The following is a 23,872-nucleotide window of genomic DNA, read 5'->3' on the forward strand; positions in this document are numbered from 1 at the left end:
TCAAAAACTCACTGTTGCAATGATTCTCGTCGTTGCAACTCTTCGCGAGGAGTGTCATGAAAACGGCGGGTCGAGCTGACGCTTCCGGAACCGATCGACTTCACTACGAGTCGATGGAGCTACGCGACGCACAACTTCTGGCGTACGACGAGACCGGCGAAGGCCGGATCGTGGAGGTGTTCGGCGATGTCGCCACAGCCGAGCACATCATGATCTTCGTGCCGGGCAACGACAACGGACTGGGAAACTACTTCGACGAGAACCGTCCGACAGGACCACGCGCGAGCGGATGGACACTGGGAAGGATGCTCCGAACGCTCGGGCCGAACGACCGCGTCGCGGTGATCGTGTGGGTCGGTTATCGGACGCCGTGGGGATTTCTCGAGTCGTTCTCCCGGACACTTGCAGAACTTGGTGCGATAGATCTGGCGCGGTTGACTCGTATCCTGCCGCGATCGGCGCATGTGACGCTCGTCGGACACAGCTACGGGGCCGTGGTGTGCGGACTCGCTCTCCCGTCGGCGCGAGTGGACGATTGCGTGGTGCTGGGTAGTCCGGGGATGGGGACCAGTTCGCGCGAAGACCTGTGCTTTGCCGGAAATCTCTGGGCTGCGCTTGGTCCGTCGGACTGGATCCGCTATTTCCCACGCGTCAAGATCGGCCGCATCGGCCACGGCCCGTCTCCAGTTCGGGCGCAGCACGGAGCCATTGTTTTCGGTACCGGAGCCGTTCGAGGGCATTGCGGCTACTTCGCCGATGCAAGCGAGTCGCTGCGAAACATCGCGAGGATCGGACTCGGTCGCTACGACGAGGTCACGCGACCAGGGGAGTTGCAGCCTCGGCTGACCGCGTCAGCAATCCGCGAGGACGGGTCTATCCTGGGAACTCGTGAGTGTCGCTAACGTACGAAGTGCCGGCGGGGTCCAGATCAGCTACCGCGATTCCGGCTCGCATCCCAGTGTGGCCGATCTGCCTCCGGTAGTCCTCGTGCACGGGATGGGCGGCGACAGCGGTACCTGGGACAAGTTCGCGCGGACCTTGCGATCACGCAACCGGCGAGTTGTCTCGGTCGACCTTCGCGGCCACGGCCGGAGCGCTCGTGCGTCGTCGTATCTGTTCGAGGAGTTCGCGGACGACGTCATGGACGTGTGTGATCATCTCGAACTCGAGCAGGTGGATCTGGTCGGCCACTCGCTCGGCGGGCACGCGGCGTCGTTGATCGCGCAGAAACGTCCCACTGCGGTGCGGAAGTTGGTCATCGAGGAAGCGCCGTTACCATTACGCGCGGGTGACCCGGAACAGGTGTTCGCGAGGAAATTGCCGAGTGTCCCAGAACTGTGGCACGCCACAACAAGTTTGGTGCGGCATCCGCGAGCAGCGTTGACGTTCGATCGCTCGATGACGCGGTCCGCGCTCGAGCAGTTCCGCCGACCGGATCCGCAGTGGTGGGATCGGTTGCCGCTCATCGAGGCTGACATGTTGTTCCTGCGTGGAGGTCTGGGCGGGATGGTGGATCCTGTTCGCCTCGACGCTGTTGCAGCCACCGTCGCACGCTGCGAATTGGTCTCTTTCCGTACCGGCCACAGTGTCCACCGCGACGGTCATCGCCAATTCGAATCCGTTGTGTTGCCGTTCATTTCCTGAAAGCGCAATACTCGATCGGTGATGCCACGAACCCATCCGAAACGTGTGTGGCACCGAATGTACTTCCATGCATACCAACGGCAACGACTGGTCCGCACACGAATACATCGACGCGGTAGCACGGTCCGTTCACGGTGAGACCGTCCGATGGCCGCAGGGGCCGAGCATGGATGCGGTGATCGTCCTTCCCGTTCATGCCAGGCACCATCCGGGGAAGAACGCAGTTCTGCTCTGGAATCACGACTTCGGTTGGTCGTGGGGTGTCGAGGAGGCTGATGTGCGAAGGACGATTTCGATAGTCGACACCCTCGGTATCGGCCGGACACCGGATCCGCTGCGCTGTGCGGATCGGGTTATCGAACTGATCAGCGCACGGGCAGTTTGCTCGCGCATGTGTAGCGAAGAGTGATTCGGTCAACTCTGGGGCGACAACGCCTCCGAGAGGACGACGCCCGTGAACCCAGAGAACGTTCCAGCCCCGCATTGTCATTCATTGCCGCGCCGGACGTTCCTCGGTGGCGTCGGTGCCCTTGTCCTCGCGGGAGTGGCAGACGTCGCGGCCGGCGCGGTGAGCGCGGTGCCGGTACAAGCAGCACCCGCCGATCGGTTTCCGCAGAAACCCAACATCGTTGTCATCATCACCGATCAGGAACGCCGGCCGATGTACTGGCCCCAAGGCTGGGCTGAACAGAATCTGCCCAACCACAAGAGGATTGCCGATCACGGGCTGAGTTTCGACCAGGCAGTGTGCAACACCGCGATGTGCTCGCCCAGTCGCAGTACGTTCTTCACCGGCCTCTACCCCGCGCAGCACGGGGTCACCAGAACGCTCACCGAAGGTGGCACTGTCTCACCCACCGAGCCACAGTTGCAGGTCTCCGAACAGAACATGGCAAAGCTGCTGGCGTCGGCCGGCTACAACGTCCAGTACCGGGGGAAATGGCATCTGAGCAAAGGCGTCGAGGGTGGTGATCCGACAAGCGAGGACGTGGCAGGATTCGGCTTCGAGGGGTGGATTCCGCCGGACGCGGGCCAGGACACCAATCCGGATCATTTCGGTGGCGGGTGCGCAGACCATGATCGCCGTGTCGCCGAGGAAGCTGTCGAGTTTCTCTCCGGACCCGCAGTCGCATCCGGACAGCCTTGGGCGCTGATCGTCTCGTTCGTGAACCCGCACGATGTCCTCGCGTACCCCCAGACGTGGAACGCGATGAACGGCACGTGCGACAACTACGGATCGGACGCGCCAGGCGCCTTCGAGCAGGGTATCGACTTGCCGCCCACCTTCGACGAGATCCTGGCGCTCAATCACAAACCGACAGCCCAGGTTCAGTCGGAACTGCTGTTGGCAGCCGGGCTCGGGCCGCTGCTCGGACCCGATCAGGCGCGTAACTACATCAACTTCTACGCCTATATGCACAAGGTGGTCGACGAACACATCGGCAGCGTGCTCGACGCGATCGAAGCCACTCCACAGATGCTCGACGACACGGTGATCGTTCGGATGTCCGATCACGGGGAGATGGGGATGAGCCACGGAGGTTTGCGGCAGAAAGTGTTCAACGCCTACGAGGAAACACTGCGCGTTCCACTGGTCATCAGCAACCCCTTGCTGTTTCCCGAACCCGTTCGCACCGACGCCCTGGCGTCGTTGATCGACGTGATGCCCACTCTCGCCACGCTCGCCCAAGCGCCTGCGCGTCAATCGTGGAACTTCCTGGGTACCGATCTGACACCGGTCATCGTCGACGCTGCCGCTTATCCGCAAAGTCCCAGCACGCAGGTTCAGGACACGATTCTGTTCACCTACGACGATCAGAACTGTGCGACGCCCGACGGTCAGAACATCGTCACGCAGCCCAACCACATTCGGTGCATACGCGAGAGCCGCTGGAAGTACACGATGTACTTCGATCCTGCGGGAGTTGCTGCGCCGCAATACGAACTGTACGACTTACAAGCCGACCCCTTGGAACTGAACAATCTCGCCAATCCGCTCAACATCGGTTCGTATCGGCCGGATCTGGCAGCTCAGATGAACGCCAAGCTCTTCGCAGTGATGGAGACCAAGGGTGTTTCCCTGAAGGAATAGATCGAATTTCGTCAAAACTGATTCACGTTTCAGTTCTGCGGGCATGCTGGTGGGGCATCTGTCTTCGGTTCGGGAAGAAGGAATGTCATGACTGTCACCTCGCCGGGGCGAGAAGGTTTCAGTTCTCTTCGGTCGGGAGGGTTGAACTGGGATTCGTTCCCACTCCGATTGTTCACCAAGGGAAACGCCAAATTCTGGAACCCAACCGACCTCGATTTTTCGCAGGATGCCCGTGACTGGCAGGAGCTGACCAGCGAACAACAGCGCAGCGCCACCTTCCTGTGTGCGCAGTTCATCGCCGGTGAAGAAGCCGTCACCGAAGACATTCAACCGTTCATGAAAGCAATGTCGACCGAGGGACGATTCGGCGACGAGATGTACTTGACGCAGTTCTGTTTCGAGGAAGCCAAGCACACCCAGGTGTTTCGGCTGTGGATGGACGAAGTGGGATTGACCAGTGACCTGCATTCCTACGTCGCTGACAATCCGTACTACCGGCAACTGTTCTACGAGGAGCTGCCGTCGTCGCTACGCATTCTCGAGACAGACCCCAGCCCGGTCAACCAGGTGCGTGCCAGCGTCACGTACAACCACGTCATCGAGGGCAGTCTGGCGTTGACGGGTTACTACGCCTGGCAGAAAGTTTGTGCGACGCGCGGAATCCTCCCTGGCATGCAGCAATTGGTGCGAAAGATCGGTGACGACGAACGACGGCACATGGCTTGGGGAACGTTCACCTGCCGAAGGCACGTCGCCGCCGACGATCACAACTGGGACGTCGTCCAGCAGCGGATGGGTGAACTCATGCCCATGGCCCTCGGAATGATCAACTGGGTCAACGATCAATTCGAGGTGCAGCCGTTCGGTTTGGACAATCAGGAGTTCCTCGAGTATGCCGCAGACCGTGCGCAGCGCCGACTTTCGGCGATCGAGTCTGCACGCGGGCGCGACGTCGCCGAGATCGACCTCGACTATTCGCCGGAGACCCTCGAGGAAAAGTTCGGGGCAGAAGATGCCGCTGCGATGAGTGAGGCGGCCAAATGACTGCGAATTCTATTGGGGCCAAGCCGAGTTCTGGATGACCTCGACAAAATCGATGTGCCGAAATCCCGGCACGAAATGTTCGAGTACGTCAGCGTTCACCGTCCCGAACGTGCTTTCGGGACGGTGCTTGAAGCCGTCGGTGAAGGCCTTCAAGATCTGATTCTTGAAATCCGGACGGGGGTGGGCCGCGGTGACGGCGTCGATGTCGGCCTGGTCGAGTTCGCTGTATCCGATTCCGAGTACATCGGTCTCCACACCCGCTGTCACCAAGGCGATTTCGGGCTCCAGCCGCGAGGGGACCTCGGGCGTCGTATGTAGAGCGATGCCTTCCCACACTTTGCGGATGTCGGTTTCGTCGACTTCGTAGCCGGTGAGGAATCGCCGCGCTTCGTCCGCGCTGTCCAATTCGAATCGCGCCGTACTGTCCCGGAATTTCTCGGTGAGCCCCAGGTCGTGAAACATGGCGCCGACGTAGAGCAATTCAGGGTCGGCGTGCAGTCCCAAACGCGCGCCTTGCAGCGATCCGAAGAGGAAGACGCGTCGCGAGTGGTGAAACAGTAACTCGGACGCCGTATCTCGGACGAGTTCGGTGGCGTCGGCAGCCATCTTCGAATCGGGGATTTTCACACCGGCAATGATCGTGTTCATCGGTACCTGCTCTGCTCGTCGCTGCTGCGAATTTCTCGGTCTGTCCCAGTGTCGGTCGAGCACGCACGCGGGCGCACCCTGATCTCGGCCATACTGTCCACAGATCAGGACGAAGGGGAGCGATCGTGACCGCAGTGCATCGAGTTGCCGTCCTGGTGTTCGACGGCGTCAAACTGCTCGACGTCGCAGGTCCGAGTGAGGTGTTCGCAGAGGCCAATCGCGGCGGAGCGAACTACGAGTTGGTGATCTGCTCGGTAGGTGGACACGATGTCGACTCGTCGACCGGCATGCGCATTCCGGTCGACTGTGACGTCGCAGATTCCGGTTCCTTCGACACGTTGCTGGTCATGGGTGGCGACGTGTTCCCGTCGATGCCGGTGAGTCCGGAATTGCGTGAGGCAGCGAGCGATCTGGCGAGACGTTCGGGTCGGGTTGCCTCGATCTGTACCGGGACATTCATCCTGGCGGCGAGTGGACTGCTCGATGGACGCCGCGCAACGACGCATTGGCAACACACGGCAACGCTGGCGCGCGCCTATCCGCAGATCACGGTAGTTCCCGACGCCATTTTCATCCAGGACGGCACGGTGTTCTCGTCTGCGGGTGTGACCGCCGGGATCGACCTCGCGCTCGCATTGCTCGAGCGAGATCATGGTGCAGAAATGGCCCGACGTGTCGCACAGCTTCTGGTGGTATTTCTCCAACGTCCAGGTGGGCAGTCACAGTTCTCGCCGTCGTTGAGCGGGCCGCGGCCCCGGGTGCCCGCGCTTCGCGCAGTGGTCGAGGCGGTGGCCGCCGATCCGGCGGGGGAGTACTCGGTCGACGAACTGGCTGCCCTGGCGCACCTGAGCCCACGGCATCTGACGAGGCTCTTTCGGGAAGAACTCGGTACGACGCCGGCCAAATACGTCGAGTTGATCCGTTTCGACTCCGCGAAAGCGCTCCTCGATGCCGGCCACTCGGTGACCGAAGCCGCGCAATTGGCGGGATTCGGCAGTTCGGAATCCCTACGACGAGCATTTTCGACGCATCTCGGAATCTCGCCGCAGGTGTACCGCCGTCGTTTTCAAGCTTTCGGCTGAGACTGACTTTCGTGCTTGCCTTGCGGCGGGCTCATGCCCTGCTTGTCGAGCCAGGCAAGGCTGTAGTCCGCGATCTCACGCCAGCCGTGGTCGATGGTCAGCGAGTGACCTCGATCGCCGAAGACCTTGTATTCGTTGATCGTCGGGGCCTTGGCGTACTTCTTGAACGAGCTGTCCGAACTGGCTTTCGGGACTGTGCGATCCTTGCCGCCGCCGATCATCAGGAGTGGCCCGCGGCGGGCGTTGAAATCTACTGCAGCGGGGCTGTGGGGCGCGAAGTTGGCGAGTGCTGCCTCGAACAACGGCCGACCAGGGGCGGGAATCGCATACTGCTCGAACAATGCGTCGGACTCGTCCTTGGACACGGCACTGGCGAAGGACTTGTGGAACGACTCTCTGTTGTGTGAGTACGCCTTCCGGTAGTTCCCGGGGTTGGACAGGACCGGGAAAACACTGCCCAGTTGAACGAGGGGAAGTTTCAACACCCCTTTGGGCTGAGCCGGGTCGATGGCAATTGCCGCGGTCGCCAGCTTCTGGCCCAGAAGTTTCTGCGCGATCAAACCTCCGAACGAATGCCCCACCACGATCGGTGGTTCGTCGAGATCGGCTATCACCTTGGCGTAGTGATCCGTCACGTCCTCGATGCCGTGTCCCGCGATGTCTTCCGGGTGTTCACGCGTCTCACCCACGGTCGACGCGTCCCCTGGCCACCCCGGCGCCATCGTGGGGTATCCCTGCGCGTTGAAAACCTGCGCCCAGGGGTCCCAGGTGGTCGGGTGCATCCAGAGTCCGTGGATGAACAGAACAGTCGGGTTGGACTTGGGCGACATGCGCGCTCCCCGCTATCGGACCGATGATCGATACGGGATGCCCGCTTTTTACAACCTCATTCACATTTTCGGCGAGCTCTTCCGTCGGGCCGTTCCGTTCTGTTGTGCGAAGATGGCACGATCGTGGCATGGCACCAACTGGATCTGCGAAGGCGATGGCACTGTGGACCACCGCTTTTGTTGTCTCACAAGCGAATATTGCTCGCCTACTCGGGCCGGTGGCTCCCAAAGTATTGGAAGTGCAGACGGCGTTCTCCGCTCGCCGGTACGTCGAGATCTTGGACTCCATGGACGACGAGGCCACGGCACGATTTCGTAGTCACTACTACCCCGACTTCGTACATCCCGCGATCTACGCGATGGCTTTGCGGTCAGCGGGCACGAGGCTCGGGGAGCGGGTTCCCCTTTCCCCGGCAACTCGGCGCGCCCTTGCCGTAGTGCCGGTACTGTCGGCGGCCGGCGACTACGTCGAGAACGTGGTCGGACTCCATTTCCTCGATCATCGCGACAGGATCACCGACTCGAGGGTTCGCGCCGCTTCGACCGTCAGTATTGCCAAATGGGTGCTCGCACTCGGAACTCTCGGATATTTGTCGCAGGGTTTTGTCAGGGTATGGGTATCGCGAAAATGAGGAGCACTGATGGCAGTCGAACTCGGCACCGAATACTTCGCTGACGGAGCAGAGTTCCGTCGATGGCTGTCCGAGAACCACGAGTTGGTCCCCGGCCTTTGGCTGAAAATGGCCAAGAAGACCTCGTCGCACAGTTCGATCGACTACGACCAAGCGTTGGACGTTGCCCTGTGCTTCGGCTGGATCGACAGCCTCGCACGGCGAATCGACGACGATTTCTTCGTACAGAAGTTTTCGCGACGCACCGCGCGGAGTCCGTGGTCCAAACGCAACGTCGAGATAGTCGCCCGCCTCGACGCTGCGGGACTTCTCGAGCCTTCCGGCATCGCCGAGATCGAGAAGGCCAAGGCCGACGGTCGATGGGATCGCGCGTACGAGGGATCAGCCAAGGCCGAGGTCCCGAAAGACTTTCTCGATGCGCTCGCGGAAAACCCGAAGGCTCGTGAGTTCTACGCGACGCTCAATTCCACCAACCGATTCACCATCGTGTACCGACTGCAGGAGGCAAAGCGTCCGGAGACGCGAGCCAGGCGGATCGAGAAGTTCGTGAACCAGCTTGCGGAGGGCAAGAAGTTCTATTGAGCTGCCGTGTCACTGGGCCACAGGGACTTGCGAATCGACACCCAGCGAGGCTGACACAATGGGCCTCGTGATCGAAGCCGAAACCTGTTCCGCACTGTCTGCTGTCGATGAGCCGCTGGCAGGCAGCGCTGCCGTCGTGCGGGGCTGGGTATGCCTCGAATTCAATGCCGCGTGGGGTCGTGACGTGTTGGACGGTACGGCCTTGGGGGAGGACCTTGCCGCCGAGCTGAGCCGCCGAGCCGATGCAGCGAACGTGCGAATCATGTTCGTTCGGCGACCCGGGCGTACCGATCCGATGACTGATGGACACACCGTCCTGCTTGCGCGCTCCGATCCGAGCGACTCATGGTGTGAAAGGTTGCACATCGATTCGCCGATGGAATTACTCGACGTCGATTACTTCTTGTTGGATGGGCCGCCACCAGGACTGGGCGAGCAAGTGACCGAGCCAGTCGTATTGGTTTGCGCACACGGCAAGCGCGACCAGTGCTGCGCTGTATTCGGCAGGCCGATCGCCGCAGCGCTGATGTCGTCCTTCGGACCCCAGGCGTGGGAGTGTTCGCATACCGGCGGGCACCGATTCGCGCCGTCGATGATCCTGTTGCCGAGCGGCAATACGTACGGCCGTCTGTCGGCAAGTGAGAGTGTCACGGCCGTGGAGGTGGCTTCCCGAGATCAGGTCCATTTGCCAGGCCTGCGTGGACGGAGTTGTTGGTCTCCTGCGGGGCAGGCTTCGGAAATTGCTGTGCGACAGCAAATAACCTGCGGAATCGACGACTTGGCTGTCATCGAGCAGGCGAGTGACGGGACATGCGTCGTCGCACATGTGGACGGCCGGCAATGGGCCGTGGAGACTGCAGTCTCCGAACTCGCGCCGCGTCCACCGAGTTGCGGCGCGGCGCCCAAGCCGGTCAGGCCGGTTGTCGTCACGTCGATTCGAGACCTGTGATTTCATCGTCGGTTTTCTACGATCAGTCTCGATGAACTCGGGTGTGGGTCATCGCTACTGCAACAGGAGCGCAATGACTGCGGGCGGTAATTGACGTTGTCCGAGGAGGTTTACGCGTTGGCATCCGTCGAGTTCGACTGCCATCCGCGTGCCGCCCGATCCGTCGGGACGAAGTACGTCGATCGAAGCGATGTGATGGGCGACGAGATCGCATGGGCCTGCAGGTGGCGCGGTGGATGCAACCTCCATCAGATCAGTACTCTGCTGGCGTGACAAGCGGATTCGGGACTCGGGCAGCGGCGGTTCGGTGGAATAGCGGCACACCAGTAGTCTGCCGACGTCGGAAATCGGTGTAGCCAAAGCTGTTTCCGTCAGTGGGCGCGCGTGAGTGTCTTCGTGTTCTGCCATGCGACTCATGTCAGCTTCAGTGGTCGTCGCGAACGGTTGTCCGATCGACTCCGCGCAGGTTCCGGCGTCATCGGAGGAGATGCCGTCGACCGGATGCTGCGCGCGGCTGATCTCATGTAGTTGGCTCAGGGCTGCGTGTGGTTTCTCTTGCAGTCCGCAGGGCGCGGTCGGCCAGGTAGGGCGTATGGCTGCTCCTGCTTCGTCTACCAGCCACAAACCGGCTGGCGGGACGAGACGGTACGCGCAGTCGGCCCGGACGTTGGCAGGAAATCGACGAGACTGTTCGCGGAATGCATCGTCCACCGCGTGGATGTCCCCCTCGAGGCGTATGGAGTCGATGGTCAACCCACCGTCGGACGTTTCTCCGCGTTCGCATCGAACAACGGCAACGGGGCTGAAATCAGGAGGCGGGTAACCACTTCCCTCGGGGCGAAGTGCGATGCTGCTGTCGCGTGCCTCGGGGGCTACGAGCGCGGCGGTGATATCGGGGGCGAGGCAGTCTGCCCGATCGACCGCCGTCGCGACCGGTGGAGTGAAAGATTCATAGTCTCGAACGCCGGTCCAAACCAACGCAACGGCGACGACACTGACGACGACGATAAAGACCCCAGCTGTGAATCGTCCACTCATACATCGACACTATGTGCTTTTGCGATGGATTGAGGCGAAGTCTCGACCATTGCGGGTGCGACGTAGCATCGCTGCTATGACAGTCGATTTGGTTGCGCCTGACGAGGCCTTGTGGGTGTCCTGGTTGGAGTCGCGTGACGAGTGGGGTGGACCGCAGGCGGATCAGCCCGGCTCGGCCTTGGGAGTTGCGCAACGTCTGGATCTCGACCTTGCCTCCCGCGATGGGTTCGGGCACTGGGTGCAGGAGTTGTTGGCGCAGCCCGAGGCGTTGCCGGGGCCCGACATTGTCCCGGCAACCAACTGGTGGATCGTTCGAGACGGCAGGTATCTCGGTGCTATCCAGTTGCGGCACAGCTTGAATGAGTTCTTGGCCGATGTCGGTGGTCATATCGGCTATGGGGTCAGGCCGTCGGAACGCCGGAAAGGGATAGCGTCGGCTGCTCTGGGGGAAGTGCTCACGTATGCCGGCGACCCGGTGGGGCTCAGTCGCGTCCTGATTACCTGCGACGAAACGAACGCGGGTTCGCGTAATGTTATCGAAGGGTGTGGGGGACTTCTCGATAGCGTGCGCCCAGCTGATCAGTTGTCGCGCAACCTCGGCCATTCGGGAGACACGCTTCGCTACTGGGCGGCCACGGGCCGGTCAAGCGCCAGTTGACCGTTTTTGACCGTCAACGGGAAGTCGCGGTCGCAGGGTAGGCGACACGGGACGCGATGCTTTCGCTGAGGTCGTGGATTTCTGCGGCGAGGACGTCTCGGCTCTTCGTGTCCGACTCGTGAACGAAGGTTGTCGATCCCAGTGTGGCACCGCAATATTCGATGATTCCGCGTTCGATCTGTGTCCGGAAGGCCTCGTACACGCCGTGTCGGTCGAAACTCTCGGCGTCGTCACCTGCGACTGGAATCAGGTGGACGGTGAGTCGGTCCAGTTTCTTCACGAATTCGCTTCCCGGGGTGAATTCGTACGCCCATCCGCTGACGAAGACTCGATCGATCCAACCTTTGAGTAGTGCGGGCATCGACCACCAGTACATCGGAAACACGAGAATCAGATCGTCTGCACGATCGATTCGGTCCTGCTCGGCTACAACGTCGGCCGGGGGAGTCCCTTTGCCGCGGAACAGGTTCACATCGGCTTCGGCGAATCGGGGATCGAAATTCTCGGCATATAGGTCCGCGAAGTCGACGTCGCCGCCCAGGTCGCGGATCGCGTCGGCAGTAGAACGGGCGACATGCTGGGTAAGTGACTGGGGATCGGGGTGGGAGACTACGACGAGTGTGGTCATGAGCGTCCTTCGGTAGATGGTGCGCTTATGTACTAAGAGTAGGTTACTATTGGTATATAGCGCAAGGAGGTGTCCGATGGCACGTACGAGACTGTCGCGAGCCGGCAGGTACGAACAACTCGTGGAGGTGTCGTGGGCATTGGTGCGAGAGGAGGGTGCGGACGCGCTGACCCTTGGTCGGTTGGCTGAACGTGCCGGCGTTGCAAAGCCAGTTGTATACAGCCATTTCGCCTCTCGCGCCGCGTTGTTGGCAGCGCTCTTCAAGGAATTCGACGATCGTCAGACGGTGATGCTCGAGGAGTATCTCGATGCCGCGGATGAGTCTCTGAACGGACGCGCGAATGCCATCGCCGACTCCTACGTCGGATGTTCGCTGGCGCAGGGGCGTGAACTGACGGGTGTGCTTGCAGCGCTGGAGGGTTCGCCCGAGCTGGAGCGGGTCAAGCGTGAATCGGAACACGCCTATTCCGAACGATGTCGGGAGGTGCTGACTCCCTTTGGTGCGGGCGGAGGACTTGCGCAACCTTCGATGACCGCAATATTCGGTGCTGCAGAGGCACTCTCGCATGCGGCGGTAGCGGGAGCGCTCTCGCCCGACGATGCTCGAAGCGAACTTGCCGCACTGATAGTCGCGGTGGTCGGCCGGACCTGAGGTCACCGGTTATCTTGGTGCCCATCCAATTCGACGCGCTCACGCATGGATTCGGATATCGCTGTCAGAGTTCTGACGAACGCGTCGATCGCGGGAGCAAGTGGAGGTTTGCCGTAGGTTGCGACGGAGACAGTGCGTCGCTCGCCGGGAATGCGGTGTGCGCGGATACTCGGGTTCTGATGTGCCTGGAGGGCGAGGGCCGGAAGGGTGCTTACCCCGCTTCCGGAGGCGACCAGGGCTTGGACGGCGACGTAGTCGTCGGTCTCGAACTCGATCCGCGGAATGAATCCAGCTCGATTGCAAGCGGTGAGGAGGTGGGCTCGGCAGCTCGGGCAACCGGCAATCCAGGTCTCACCGGCGTAGTCCGTGATCTCGTTGGCGGCATCTGCATTCCGCGTAGAGGTGATCAGGTACAACGGATCTTCCAGCAAAGTCGTCTGCGCGACATGCTTGAGCCCGACTTCAGGGGTGTCCTCGTGCGCGAAGACAACAGCTACGTCGACATCGTTGTTACGAAGCAGTGCAAGTGCTTTGGGTGGTTCTGCATCAACGAGGCTGATGGACACATCGGGGTACTGGGACGTGAACGCTGCCATCGCCTGCGGAATCAAACTCGCCAGGGCTGACGGGAATGCGGCCAGTCGTACCCGCCCGGCCCTCAGTCCTGCGTACGTCTGGACTTCGGCTACCGCTGCGTCGACGTGGCCGAGGATCTCGGTGGCTCGCCGAACCAGCACTGCGCCGGCGTCCGTCAGGCGCAGTCCACGACCCGCTCTCTGGAACAGTGGAACCCCGACTTCCGATTCGAGCTGTCGAAGGTGGTGACTGATGGAGGGCTGCGCGTAACCGAGAGAATCGGCGGCGGCTGTCACCGACCCTTCCTGTGCAACAGCGACCAGGACCCTCAGCCGAATTAGATCGAGCATGCCAAAATCATAGAAGATTTCGATGCTTTGGACGAAAACACGTATTGGATCTATGAATCGGTGTTTGGCAGGGTGAATCACATGGCACCGGCATCTGATCTCACGGCATCAAACCAGCTACATCCACCCGTATGGGCAGACATCGAGCGTGCCAGTCAGGTCGTCCGTCGGCATCTACCGGTCACGCCCCTGATATCGCACCCGACCTTGGGTGCGGGCTCGTGCAGCCAATTGTTCGTCAAACACGAGAACGTGCACCCCACGGGTGCGTTCAAGGTTCGCGGCGGACTGAACCTGGTGGCAGGACTGGATGAGGCGACGCGGGCGCGGGGGATTGTCGGCTACTCGACCGGAAACCATGCTCAATCCTTGGCGTATGCCGCGGCGGGTGCGGGCGTGCGGTGTGTGATCGTCATGCCGGTTGGGGCGAATCCAGTCAAGGCTCACGCTGTCCGCATGCTCGGAGCCGAGCTCATCGAGCACGGTGTGAACTTCGACGAGGCACGTGCTCATGCCGATTTCATCAGCGAACGTGACGGCCTGCGTCTCGTGAGCGCCGCCAATGAGCCGGCAATCCTCGCCGGTGTTGCAACGGCCTACGTCGAACTCCTCGAACAACAACCTGATCTGGACGCGGTGGTGGTCCCAGTCGGTGGCGGCAGCGGTGCGGCGGCGGCGTGTCTCGTCGCCAGTGCGCTTGCACCGCACCTCGAGGTGTTCGCAGTGCAGTCTGAGGCCGCACGAGCCGCACATGACTCGTGGAGTTCTGGCACGTGCGTCGAGCGCCCGAACACCACCCGTGTCGAAGGGCTTGCGACCGGTGCCGGGTTCGCACTCACTCAACGTGTCTTGCGTGAACGCCTCGGGGGATTCCTGCTCGTCACGGACGATGACATCACCCTCGCGCAGCGGGCGTTGCTCTACGACGCTCACACTTTGAGCGAAGGCGCCGGTGCGGCCGCACTTGCTGCGGTCTATGCGCATCCGAACACCTTCGCTGGCAAGCGCGTTGCTGTTGTCTGCACGGGCGCCAATGCCTCCGAGAATGAGATCCGCAGGGTCGTCGGCTGACCGATGGCATGATCGGAACCATGGGCCAGTTTGGTAGGGCGGCACCAATTTTGCATCGCGTATGTGTGTCTGGAACAAGATTTCGCTTCCACGATTCAGCAAAGTGAACAGGGTCGCATCTCGCGACAGCAAGGCCACCGTGGAGGAGACGTGATGCTGCCGACAATCGTCGTTCGGGACGGGACTGTGCTCGATGGTAGAGGGAGCCCGCCCAGGAAAGCGGATGTTGCGATCTCCGGTGACACGATCGTGGAAGTCGGAACGATCGGTGCTGTGCCGGGGGCGATCGACATCGATGCTCGCGGTTGCATGGTGGCTCCCGGTTTTGTGAATGTGCTCAGCCATAGTTACCTCACGCTGCAGCAAGACCCACGAGGATTGTCGGACTTGTATCAGGGGGTCACAACCCAGGTCTTCGGTGAAGGCGTGTCTCTCGGACCGGTCACGGGTTCGATGACTCCGGCGATGCTCGGATTGGGCGCGATTCCAACTGGGGTGCAATCACATTGGCCGAGGTTGCATGATTTTCTCGAATCCTTGGAGACGAACGGCGTCGGTTTCAACGTGGCGAGCTTCGTCGGCGCGGCGAATCTGCGCATGGTGGTTGCGGGTGTGGACAATCGCCTGTTGAGTGAACAAGAGCTGGCCGAAGCGTGTGCCCTGCTCGACGAGGAGCTTGAAAATGGAGCTCTCGGAGTGGGTTCGGCTCTGATCTATCCACCCGGAAGCTATGCGGATTCCGGCGAGTTGCGAGCATTTTCGCAGGTGCTCGCCAGACACGATGCCGTCCATATCTGCCATCTCCGAAGCGAAGGGCAGAGGTTTCTCGAAAGCATCGAGGAACTGGTCGATATCGCTCGAACGACAGGAGCGCGCGGGGAGATCTACCACCTCAAGGTTGCTGGTAAGTCGCACTGGCACAAAATGTCCGAGGCCTTGCAATTGGTTGAGTCGGCTCGCGAGGACGGTGTGCGAATCACCGCGGACGTATATCCGTACGAGGCGGGGAACACGCTGCTCAGTGCCGCGTTGCCACCGGAGTTTCGGTGTCGTGACACGACGGCCGGGCGCACGCACCTGAACTCGACCGGTGTCCGAGAGCAGATCCGCGAGAGGATCCATCGTGAGGACGAGGACTGGGAGAATCTCTACGCTGCGTCCGGAGGCGCCGATGGGGTGACGATCTTGTCCGAGGTACCGGCACTCGGGATCCGAGCGGGGGAAGCTCTGGGATCTATTGCTCGGAGGATGGGGCATCACGACCCGGTAGACACCATACTGGCTGTTCTCGACGCTCTCCCCACAGCCGAGGCTGCCTATTTCATTGCGTCGGAGGACAACACGCGAACTGCCTTCGAGCGTCCCTGGGTTTCGGTTGGTTCCGATGCCGATGCTCAAAGCACGGAGACCCTTTTCGCGGGGCAACCCGTCCACCCCCGTTCATTCGGAACTTTCGCCCGTATTCTGAGCCGCTACACCCGCGGCATTGGCGGGCAATCAGTCGAGGAATGCGTTCGCCGAATGACCAGCCTTCCTGCTGAAAACTTCGGTTTGGCGAAGCGGGGCTACATTGCGCCAGGGGGATACGCCGATCTGGCGATCTTTGACCCCTCGCAGGTAGAGGATCTCGCGACATACGACAACCCAAGAGTGTATGCGACCGGAATGCGGCACGTTGTGGTCAATGGGCAACCGGCACTGTCGGACGGGGTGCCGACGGGGATGCTTGCAGGGCGCGCACTTCGGCGCTCGCGCAACGGGTTCGATGCAGTGAGGTGACGAGCTGGCACCGGGGTCAGCTCCGGATCGGCGAAGCGGCCACTGCCGGGAACGACCCTTCAGCGGCCACTTCGCCGGACCACGTGAGAGCCCTCAGAATTTCGCCGGGGTTTGCGGAACGATCATGGCCACCAGAGCCGCCGCAGCCGTCGCGCCGACCAGGACTCCGAACGCGGCCATGTACGAGAACTGGTCCACCATCCATCCCATCACGAGGGGGGTGATGAAACCGGCGAGCTGTCCACAACCGTTGATCAAACCCATTCCGGAACCGAGGAATTCGGCAGGCAATGCCCGCAACGGGAGGGCGAAGATCGACATCGAGCACAGTCCGCTGACGCCCATCGCGAGGGTTTGATAGAACGTGAACATCGCGACGGTATCGGTGGTAGTCATCAAGAACAGCAGAATGGCGGAGGTGGCCATGCACGGAACGAGCAGAATGCGCGCGCTGTCGTGAAAGTACTTGTCCACCAGACGTCCACCGACGACGATGGCCAATGCCGTGACGATGAACGGGATCGCCGCGAAGATTCCCGTATCGATCAGCGAGAGCCCCTTTTCGTTGAGGAGGTAGCTCGGCACCCAGGTCAACAGCCCATATCCGGCCATGTTAGCCAGGCAGAACAGAAGTGCGAACTTCCAGACCGAAACGGACTTGAATACCGCGGCGCGTGAGTGTTCACGGGCGAGCGGTTGCAGTGCGGCCTCCGGATCTTCCGTGATCTCTGTGTCCAGCGGCGCCGGGAGCACCAACCAGACGACTGTGCCGATCACGGCGCCGACTATGGCCACCAGCCAAAATGCGTCCCGCCAACCGACGGCCATGAGAACTGGGGCGATGATCAATGGTGCGATGCCGGGGCCCAGGTTGTTTGCACCGATCATGAAGCCCATGGCCGTGGCGCGAGTTTTCGGACGGGTTCGCTCAGCCAGAGCTTTGAACGACGCTGCTGGGAAGAGACCCTGGCTGAGCCCGAACATCGCACGCATGACCATCAGCGAGACGAGTCCCCAGGCGAATCCTGTCAGTGCGGTGAACACCGACCACAGGATCAACGCAACGATCAACAGTGGCCGGGGTCCGAATCGGTCGGCCAGCATGCCGCCGGGGACCTGCCCGAGCATGTAAAAGATGGCGAAGATCGACACGACTCCGCCCAATTGCGTATTACTGAGGGAGAATTCGTCTCCGATCATCGGCAGTGCAAGCCCGATCATCACGCGATCTATCATGTCGATCATCCAGATCGTACTGAGCAGCCCAACAGTCATAGTCGTTGTTCGACGAATTGACTTGTTGTCCAATATGTTTTGTATCGACTTGCCGCCGCTATGCGAGGGTTCCTCAACTGTGGCGCGTTCCGACTTCATCATGCCTCCTGAATTGCGTTGTGCCGCATGGACTGATGAAGTGTGGCAGCGGACACGTAGGCCGCATTGGTCCGTTCGGCCAATAACCGACCGAATGTTTCGTCGGGCGGTACAGCGTCACTCGGGTGAGATTCCGGGTGACGCTGTCACCAGAGCTTTAACTGCACAAAGCTCTGTCCACGGTGTCTACGACGTGTTGCGTGGCGGACGCAGTCGTGGGAAGAGCAGTCACCGCAAGGTTTAGGGCGCGCCCGTTGTCGGTGATGCCGCCGCGGGTCTCGTAACCGACTATGTCGCCGCCATGGCCCCAGTAGACCCCGCCGCACGAGAGAGTCCTGCTGGTGAGGCCGAGGCCGTACTCGAGTCCGGTGGGCCCGCCGACGTGGACGGTGGTACGCATCTGGTCGAGTTCGGCTGCGGGGAGCAGTCGTCCGTCGAGTAGCGCGTAGAGGAACTGGTTGAGGTCCGAGGTGGTGGAGATCAGCTGCCCTGCGGCCCATCCCCACGACGGGTCCATCTCTGTGACGTCACTCAGTGGGCTGTCTGGTGCGGTGCGGTGGTATCCCTTGGGATGGGGACCCCGGATGGTCATGTCTCCCGGGGGTGGGAAGTAGGTGTCGCGCAGGCCGATCGGCGCGAAGATACGTCGATTCATCTCCTCGGCGAGGGGGCGGCCGGTAACCTTCTGTACGAGTAGGCCGGCCAGAATGTAGTTGGTGTTGCTGTACCCCCAACTCGTTCCGGGCGGTGCGTCGGCGGGGTGTTGGAACGCGACGTCGAGCAAATCGTGGGGGTCGGCGTAGCGGTATCTGATCTCTTCGTCATTGACGTGTATTCCGTAATCGGGGAGTCCGCTGGTGTGTTGGAGGAGTTGGCGGATGGTGATGTTGTGGCCGTCGATCCCGTCTCCGCGGACGAGTCCGGGTAGGTAGGTCTCGATGGGGGTGTCGAGTTCGATCTTTCCTTCGGCGACCAGTTGCAGGACCACTACTGCGGTGAAGGTTTTGGTGTTGCTGCCGATTCGTATCTGGCCGTTGGGGGGTACCTCTGATCCGGTGGTCAGGTCACCGACTCCTGCGGTGTAGTTGTGGGAGTTGCCGTTTCGGTCTTGGATGCTTGCGAGGGCGGCGGGTAGTCCGTCCTCGCTCACCAGCGCGTCGAGGGAGCGTTGAACCGCGTCGGACTCGGTGGAGGAAGAACCGACGGTATCGGGACTGAGGGCGGATGACGGCGAGCAGGACGCCAGCGTCATGGCACCGAGGGCCGCCGCGGCAACGACCGAAAAGGTCCGGTGCCGTTTGCGGTCCTGCCGGCGATCTGAGGAAGGGAAGCCCTTTCGAATATTGTTACGCATCAGTAGAACTCCTGAGGATTGGTAGGTTCGGGACATCGTTCGCTCGGGAAGAATTGTTGTTCGATGTTGCGTGCGAAGTCGTGCACGAACATGTTTCCTTCACTTCTCGCACATCGCTGCGTCGACAACTCGCTGTGCTGCTACGAAGGCGTCCTCGCTCATCGGGATGTGATTGAGGGTGAGAGTCACAGCGCGTCCTGTGGTATCGACTCCGCCCGAGGTGCCGAAGCCGGGAATTCCGCCGCCGTGACCCCAGATCTCCTTCCCGCAGTAGCTGTTCACGCGGACTAGTCCGAGTCCGTAGCTGTCCTGCGGGCTCCTGTCGAACGGCACGGTGTGTTTCATCTCGGCGAGCCTGTCATTCGAGACGAGATCGCCGCGTAGCAAAGCCGTGAAGAAAGTGTTGAGGTCGGCGCCCGTTGCGACCATCGCACCTGCGGTGTCGGCCCACGACACGTCGCCATCGGTGACATCGACCTGAATGCCGTAAATCGGGTGATAGCCCTGTGCATGAGAACCGCGGATCTGTGTCTCGCGGGAGGCGGGAAAATAGGTGTCCATCAGTCCGAGCGGATCGATTATGCGGGTGGTGATCTCCTGCGCGGCAGGGCGTCCTGTGACCTTCTCGATGAGCATCCCGAGCAGAATGTAGTTCGTGTTCGAATAGACAGCCTTGTCTTTGGCTGCCGGGCCGGGTGGAAGAGACATCGCGATATCGACCAGTTCAGTGGGGGAGAAGTGCTCCGGTGGTTGTGCGCTTGTCCCCACCAGCAGCTGGCCGGGCTTGATGTCTTCCGGCCGTGCTCCGCCGGCGGCGAGGTAGTCCGTCAGTCCACTGGTGTGCTGCAAGAGATCTCGAATGGTGACTCGGTTGCCGTCGTTCCCGTTGCCTACGACCGTTCCGGGCAGGTAGTGCTCGATGCTCATATCGAGGTCGAGCAGTCCGTCGTCGACGAGTTGCATGACGACGGTCGAGACGAAGGCCTTTGTGTTGCTGCCGATTCGGACCCGCGCATCATCGGGGATAGGCTCGCCGGTGGCGGTGTTTCCCATTCCTGCACGAATGATGCGAGTGCCCCGCGACGGGTCGGAGATCACGAGTTGTGCGCCGGGGATCCCCTGCTCGATGACGCCGTCGAGCGCCTGTTGCACGGCAGCGTCGCTTTGCCGAGTGGAATCAGTGGAGTCAGTGGTGTCACCACATCCGCTCACGCCCAATATGAGGGCTGCAGCGGTGACTGCCGGAAGCACGGTGAGCAGGGGGCGACGTCGAAGGGTGGTCATTGGTTGTGGTCTCCTGTTCGTCGAATCTCGTGGTGAGTTCCACATGCAGAGAACAGTATTGACGTGCGTACGCGTCCTCCATGGTGCGAAGTGCAGTCTCTCGGTGGTGCGTGCCGGAGCGTACGGGGTGTAGCTGGCTGCACCTCGGAGTCCGGCGTCTCGCGGCCGATACTGTCGGTTTGACGAGCTATTTCGGAGTAGGCGGCCTTTGGTGATTGACAGGAGGCCTCAGCGACAAAGGGCGATATCCACCGCGTGTTCGAGTTTTCTCCGGGTGGCGTCGTCGACTACTTGCATGCTGACCGCGATGTTCGCTTCGCGTCCGTCGTCGGTAGCGCCCCCGCGTGTCTCGTATCCAGGGAAACTGCCGCCGTGGCTCCAGGACAGGCCGCCACACGGTAGCGGGCGGCTGACCAATCCAAGTCCGTAGCGGGCATCGGGTCCGAAGGTTTCCTCCGCGGGGACGGTAGTGCGCATCTGGTCGAGTTGGGCTGCGGGGAGCAGTCGTCCGTCGAGGAGTGCGTGGAGAAACTGGTTGAGGTCCGAGGTGGTGGAGATCAATTGCCCTGCGGCCCATCCCCACGAGGGGTCTATCTCTGTGATGTCGACGGGAGGCGCGTCCGATGACTCCCGGTAGTAGCCGCGGGGGTGAAGTTCCGAGATCTTCTCGTCGTATGGTTCAGGAAAGTATGTGTGCTGCAGATCGATCGGCGCGAAGATTCGCCGGTTCATCTCCTCGGCGAGGGGTTTTTCAGTGATCTTCTGTACGAGTAGGCCGGCGAGGACGTAGTTGGTGTTGCTGTACTTCCAACTCGTTCCGGGGGCGAAGTCGGCAGGATGTTCGAGCGCGATGTCGAGAAGTTCGCGTGGGTCGTAATATCGGACTTCGTCTTCCAGGTAGTTGCTGTAGTTGGGGAGTCCGCTGGTGTGTTGGAGGAGTTGGCGGATGGTGATGTTGTGGCCGTCGATCCCGTCTCCGCGGACGAGTCCGGGTAGGTAGGTCTCGATGGGGGTGTCGAGTTCGATCTTTCCTTCGGCGACCAGTTGCAGGACCACTACTGCGGTGAAGGTTTTGGTGTTGCTGCCGATTCGTATCTGGCCGTTGGGGGGTACCTCTGATCCGGTGGTCAGGTCACCGACTCCTGCGGTGTAGTTGTGGGAGTTGCCGTTTCGGTCTTGGATGCTTGCGAGGGCGGCGGGTAGTCCGTCCTCGCTCACCAGCGCGTCGAGGGAGCGTTGAACCGCATCGTGCCGCGCAGCGACGGTATCGGCGGACGACGAGCACGCACCGAGGGTGACCACGCTGAGAGTCATTGCGACGGAACAGAGGGCGCGGTGCCGTTTCCGGCTTTGTCTTTGGGGTGAGGGAGGCTGGCCCTGTCGACTGTGGCGGCGCATCAGTAGAACTCCTTGGAGAGATTGATCGGTCTGGACACGATCCTGTCTGCTGGAGAATTGGTCGCGCATCGCTCCGACGCGGGAAAACCATCTCCCTCGATCGGGGGAGGCCATCGCCGAGCGGCCCAGTCATACTTGTCGAATCATGATCACCGGACTACGACCGCTGATGCGGGGCTCTACATACTCAGCTGTACTTTTCGCCTTTTGTGGTGTGTTGGCAAGCCTGCCACTTCTGGTGGTTGCGATGTTGCCTGCTCTCGCGTGGCAATCCGCACCCGAGTTCGTCCGGGTGCTTTCGGTCCTGCTCATATGGGTGACTTTGGTAGGAGCACTCGGCCTGGTGCATCCTGTGCGACGCGCGCTCATCGTTTCTGCCCGCCGACTGCTGCAGGTGTCGCTGCCGAGTCCAGCGCTCGGACACCGTACTCCTAACCTCTCGGACATTGATCGCTGGCGGGCCCCGCTCTGGATTGTCCTGCATGTCATGGTGGGTTGGCTGGCGGCGCTCGCGACCAGCGTCCTTTTCATCATGGGGATTTCGCTCCCGGGGAACTGGCTCGGCGGCACGGCGCGAATCAGTCTGTTCGATACGTCGGTTGACGTGACGGGTGGATGGACCTGGGTCGTGGCGGCCGGCTGCCTCCTGCTTGCGGTAGGAATTTGTGTCCTGGTGGCAACACTGCTGAGATGGCTGGCGCCACGACTGTTGGGGCCGTCCACGGCTGAACGGCTCGCGCTGGCGGAAGAACGTGAACTGCAACTGGCCGAACGTAATCGGGTCGCTCACGAGTTGCACGACTCGATCGGACACACGCTCACCGCCGCCACGATCCAGGCGGCGGTGGCCGGCGAGGTGCTTGCCTCCGATCCTGCCGCAGCGAGGGCCGCCATGCGTAGCATCGAGGAGTCGACACGGGCAGCGCTCGAGGACCTGGACTACGTACTGGGTGTACTTCGCGAGGAGAGGCCTGGGGCTGTACCTTCTCGGACGCTGTCGGACTTGCCTGCGTTAATTGATCGGTTGCGGCATGCGGGGGCGGTTGTGGAGGTGAACCTGTCGGGTGACCTTTCACATATCCAGGGGACACTCTCTCGCGCGGCGTACCGGATCCTGCAAGAGGGGACGACCAATGCTCTGCGGCACGGGGACAGCGGGCCGATCGAAATCACGGTGGCAGTCGGCTCGGAGAGCGTCGAGCTCAGAGTGGTCAACAGCATCGGGGCAGTGACCGGGGGAAAGGCAGACGTAGTTCGAAGATCAGGGCGCGGCCTGGCAGGTTTGGCCGAGCGCGTGCGACTCTTGAACGGTGAGTTCAAGGCTGGACCGGACGGAGCCCAGGGCTGGCGATTGAGTGTTCAGTTGCCGGTCCGGGTGGCACGATGACCGAAGCCAATTGGAGTGAGGACGCCGCCAAACCTGCAAGCATGCCAGTCACCCTGCTGATTGCGGATGACGACGACGTTACCCGCAGCGGCCTGCGTATGCTGCTCGCAGCTCAGCCCGGGATTGTGGTCGTCGGCGAGGCTTCCGACGGTATCGAAGCAGTGGAGCTTTCGCGGCAACTTCGTCCGGATGTGGTGCTGATGGACGTGCGGATGCCGTTGCGCAACGGAATAGAGGCAACTCGGCACCTCCAGGCCGAGTGCACCGAACCGCCGAAAGTCTTGGTAATCACCACTTTCGAAAACGATGGCTACGTCACGGCCGCACTCAGTGCGGGCGCGAGTGGCTTCGTGCTGAAGCGGCTCCCAGTCCCGCAGATCGCAGCGGCAGTACGTGTGGTGGCGGCGGGCGAAGTGATCCTGTTCCCTGCCGCGCTACGCCGGATGGTTACGCCCCGCCCGTTGGTCTCCGCTGAGGCGTTCCCGAATGCAGCGCTGACAGCAAAGGAGGAAGAGGTATTGCGGTTGATGGCCACCGGGCTGTGCAACTCGGATATTGCTCAGGTTCTGGTTGTGAGCCTGGAGACAGTGAAAACGCATGTCGGGAACGTGCTGGCAAAGCTCGGTGCTCAGAATCGGACGCACGCTGTCGTCATCGCCTACGAGTCTGGTCTGGTGGTCCCGGGGTCAGGCACCGATACGGAACCCTGTGCAACTGGCGGTTGATTGATTTTGTCAGCGTGACCCGGTGAGGATTCGCCGACTGAACCTACAGATCCGTTCCTCTTGCCGAAACGCTCCGAGACGAAGTCACACCACCG

24 protein-coding genes are annotated in these 23,872 nt (G+C 61.4%); 15 read left to right on the forward strand and 9 right to left on the reverse strand.

The window, feature by feature from the left end:
• Window positions 1-56: 56 nt before the first annotated feature.
• The 5 genes from QM609_RS17875 to QM609_RS17895 all read left to right on the forward strand — a co-directional run bounded on the left by QM609_RS17875 (window position 57) and on the right by QM609_RS17895 (window position 4,780).
• On the forward strand, window positions 57-902 hold the full coding sequence (locus tag QM609_RS17875; RefSeq protein ID WP_050656869.1) for an alpha/beta hydrolase: 846 nt from the start codon (window positions 57-59) through the stop codon (window positions 900-902).
• On the forward strand, window positions 889-1,644 hold the full coding sequence (locus tag QM609_RS17880; RefSeq protein ID WP_030535116.1) for an alpha/beta fold hydrolase: 756 nt from the start codon (window positions 889-891) through the stop codon (window positions 1,642-1,644). The genes QM609_RS17875 and QM609_RS17880 overlap by 14 nt, the downstream gene beginning before the upstream one ends.
• 67 nt (window positions 1,645-1,711) lie before the next feature.
• Window positions 1,712-2,053, forward strand: coding sequence for a DUF6292 family protein (locus QM609_RS17885; RefSeq protein WP_003940902.1), 342 nt, complete (start codon window positions 1,712-1,714; stop codon window positions 2,051-2,053).
• Between the two features lie 45 nt (window positions 2,054-2,098).
• Window positions 2,099-3,736 (forward strand): sulfatase family protein, encoded by a 1,638-nt coding sequence (locus QM609_RS17890; RefSeq protein ID WP_050656868.1) that lies wholly within the window; start codon window positions 2,099-2,101, stop codon window positions 3,734-3,736.
• An 87-nt stretch (window positions 3,737-3,823) separates the two neighbouring features.
• Window positions 3,824-4,780, forward strand: coding sequence for a R2-like ligand-binding oxidase (locus QM609_RS17895; RefSeq protein WP_003940790.1), 957 nt, complete (start codon window positions 3,824-3,826; stop codon window positions 4,778-4,780).
• A gap of 9 nt (window positions 4,781-4,789) precedes the next feature.
• On the opposite strand, the gene QM609_RS17900 is transcribed toward QM609_RS17895, so the two are convergent.
• Window positions 4,790-5,428, reverse strand: coding sequence for an HD domain-containing protein (locus QM609_RS17900; RefSeq protein WP_007727481.1), 639 nt, complete (start codon window positions 5,426-5,428; stop codon window positions 4,790-4,792).
• A gap of 125 nt (window positions 5,429-5,553) precedes the next feature.
• On the opposite strand from QM609_RS17900, the gene QM609_RS17905 reads away from it, so the two are divergent.
• On the forward strand, window positions 5,554-6,510 hold the full coding sequence (locus QM609_RS17905) for a GlxA family transcriptional regulator (RefSeq protein ID WP_007727480.1): 957 nt from the start codon (window positions 5,554-5,556) through the stop codon (window positions 6,508-6,510).
• Here the strand turns inward: QM609_RS17905 and QM609_RS17910 are convergent.
• Window positions 6,495-7,340, reverse strand: a complete 846-nt coding sequence (locus QM609_RS17910; protein WP_042923446.1) for an alpha/beta hydrolase — start codon at window positions 7,338-7,340, stop codon at window positions 6,495-6,497. The two genes, QM609_RS17905 and QM609_RS17910, sit on opposite strands and share 16 nt — an antisense overlap.
• A gap of 128 nt (window positions 7,341-7,468) precedes the next feature.
• Between QM609_RS17910 and QM609_RS17915 the strand changes: the two genes are divergently transcribed.
• From QM609_RS17915 to QM609_RS17925, 3 genes are read left to right on the forward strand one after another with little or no spacing between them, the layout of a single operon-like run.
• Window positions 7,469-7,972: a hypothetical protein gene (locus QM609_RS17915; protein WP_042449832.1), complete on the forward strand. Its 504-nt coding sequence runs from the start codon at window positions 7,469-7,471 to the stop codon at window positions 7,970-7,972.
• Window positions 7,973-7,981: 9 nt separating this feature from the next.
• On the forward strand, window positions 7,982-8,554 hold the full coding sequence (locus QM609_RS17920; protein WP_050656867.1) for a YdeI/OmpD-associated family protein: 573 nt from the start codon (window positions 7,982-7,984) through the stop codon (window positions 8,552-8,554).
• 58 nt (window positions 8,555-8,612) lie between these two features.
• Complete coding sequence (locus QM609_RS17925) at window positions 8,613-9,503, forward strand: ferredoxin family protein (protein WP_283337324.1); 891 nt, start codon at window positions 8,613-8,615, stop codon at window positions 9,501-9,503.
• 54 nt (window positions 9,504-9,557) lie between these two features.
• Here the strand turns inward: QM609_RS17925 and QM609_RS17930 are convergent, their stop codons facing one another.
• On the reverse strand, window positions 9,558-10,541 hold the full coding sequence (locus QM609_RS17930) for a hypothetical protein (protein ID WP_003940911.1): 984 nt from the start codon (window positions 10,539-10,541) through the stop codon (window positions 9,558-9,560).
• 76 nt (window positions 10,542-10,617) lie between these two features.
• Here QM609_RS17930 and QM609_RS17935 point away from each other — a divergent pair, with 76 nt between their 5' ends.
• A complete protein-coding gene (locus QM609_RS17935; protein ID WP_050656866.1) occupies window positions 10,618-11,199 on the forward strand; it encodes a GNAT family N-acetyltransferase in 582 nt (193 codons plus the stop codon).
• A gap of 13 nt (window positions 11,200-11,212) precedes the next feature.
• Here QM609_RS17935 and QM609_RS17940 read toward each other — a convergent pair whose 3' ends face one another.
• Entirely contained in the window at window positions 11,213-11,827 is a 615-nt protein-coding gene (locus QM609_RS17940; RefSeq protein ID WP_050656865.1) for an NAD(P)H-dependent oxidoreductase, read from the reverse strand.
• A gap of 76 nt (window positions 11,828-11,903) precedes the next feature.
• On the opposite strand from QM609_RS17940, the gene QM609_RS17945 reads away from it, so the two are divergent.
• The gene (locus QM609_RS17945; RefSeq protein ID WP_042449699.1) at window positions 11,904-12,479 is read left to right on the forward strand and encodes a TetR/AcrR family transcriptional regulator; all 576 of its coding nucleotides are present in this window, start codon (window positions 11,904-11,906) and stop codon (window positions 12,477-12,479) included.
• A gap of 2 nt (window positions 12,480-12,481) precedes the next feature.
• On the opposite strand, the gene QM609_RS17950 is transcribed toward QM609_RS17945, so the two are convergent.
• Complete coding sequence (locus tag QM609_RS17950; protein WP_007727464.1) at window positions 12,482-13,405, reverse strand: LysR family transcriptional regulator; 924 nt, start codon at window positions 13,403-13,405, stop codon at window positions 12,482-12,484.
• Between the two features lie 81 nt (window positions 13,406-13,486).
• Between QM609_RS17950 and QM609_RS17955 the strand changes: the two genes are divergently transcribed.
• Entirely contained in the window at window positions 13,487-14,476 is a 990-nt protein-coding gene (locus QM609_RS17955) for a threonine ammonia-lyase (protein WP_050656871.1), read from the forward strand.
• A 153-nt stretch (window positions 14,477-14,629) separates the two neighbouring features.
• On the forward strand, window positions 14,630-16,255 hold the full coding sequence (locus QM609_RS17960; protein ID WP_007727452.1) for an N-acyl-D-amino-acid deacylase family protein: 1,626 nt from the start codon (window positions 14,630-14,632) through the stop codon (window positions 16,253-16,255).
• Window positions 16,256-16,348: 93 nt separating this feature from the next.
• Here QM609_RS17960 and QM609_RS17965 read toward each other — a convergent pair whose 3' ends face one another.
• The 4 genes from QM609_RS17965 to QM609_RS17980 all read right to left on the reverse strand — a co-directional run bounded on the left by QM609_RS17965 (window position 16,349) and on the right by QM609_RS17980 (window position 21,581).
• On the reverse strand, window positions 16,349-17,491 hold the full coding sequence (locus tag QM609_RS17965) for an MFS transporter (RefSeq protein WP_238588030.1): 1,143 nt from the start codon (window positions 17,489-17,491) through the stop codon (window positions 16,349-16,351).
• 295 nt (window positions 17,492-17,786) lie between these two features.
• Window positions 17,787-18,983 carry a serine hydrolase domain-containing protein gene (locus QM609_RS17970; protein ID WP_228232546.1) on the reverse strand — a complete coding sequence of 399 codons (1,197 nt, stop codon included), beginning with the start codon at window positions 18,981-18,983 and terminating at the stop codon, window positions 17,787-17,789.
• Between the two features lie 99 nt (window positions 18,984-19,082).
• Window positions 19,083-20,267 (reverse strand): serine hydrolase domain-containing protein, encoded by a 1,185-nt coding sequence (locus QM609_RS17975; RefSeq protein WP_050657081.1) that lies wholly within the window; start codon window positions 20,265-20,267, stop codon window positions 19,083-19,085.
• A gap of 228 nt (window positions 20,268-20,495) precedes the next feature.
• Window positions 20,496-21,581, reverse strand: a complete 1,086-nt coding sequence (locus QM609_RS17980) for a serine hydrolase domain-containing protein (RefSeq protein WP_228232550.1) — start codon at window positions 21,579-21,581, stop codon at window positions 20,496-20,498.
• 298 nt (window positions 21,582-21,879) lie between these two features.
• Between QM609_RS17980 and QM609_RS17985 the strand changes: the two genes are divergently transcribed.
• Together QM609_RS17985 and QM609_RS17990 are read left to right on the forward strand one after the other, a co-directional pair.
• Complete coding sequence (locus QM609_RS17985; protein ID WP_283337328.1) at window positions 21,880-23,052, forward strand: sensor histidine kinase; 1,173 nt, start codon at window positions 21,880-21,882, stop codon at window positions 23,050-23,052.
• Window positions 23,049-23,777 carry a response regulator transcription factor gene (locus QM609_RS17990; protein ID WP_007727444.1) on the forward strand — a complete coding sequence of 243 codons (729 nt, stop codon included), beginning with the start codon at window positions 23,049-23,051 and terminating at the stop codon, window positions 23,775-23,777. Before QM609_RS17985 ends, QM609_RS17990 begins: the two co-directional genes overlap by 4 nt.
• Window positions 23,778-23,872: the final 95 nt, after the last annotated feature.

Source organism: Rhodococcus sp. IEGM 1302 (assembly GCF_030056935.1).
GTDB classification, from domain to species: Bacteria; Actinomycetota; Actinomycetes; order Mycobacteriales; family Mycobacteriaceae; genus Rhodococcus_F; species Rhodococcus_F qingshengii.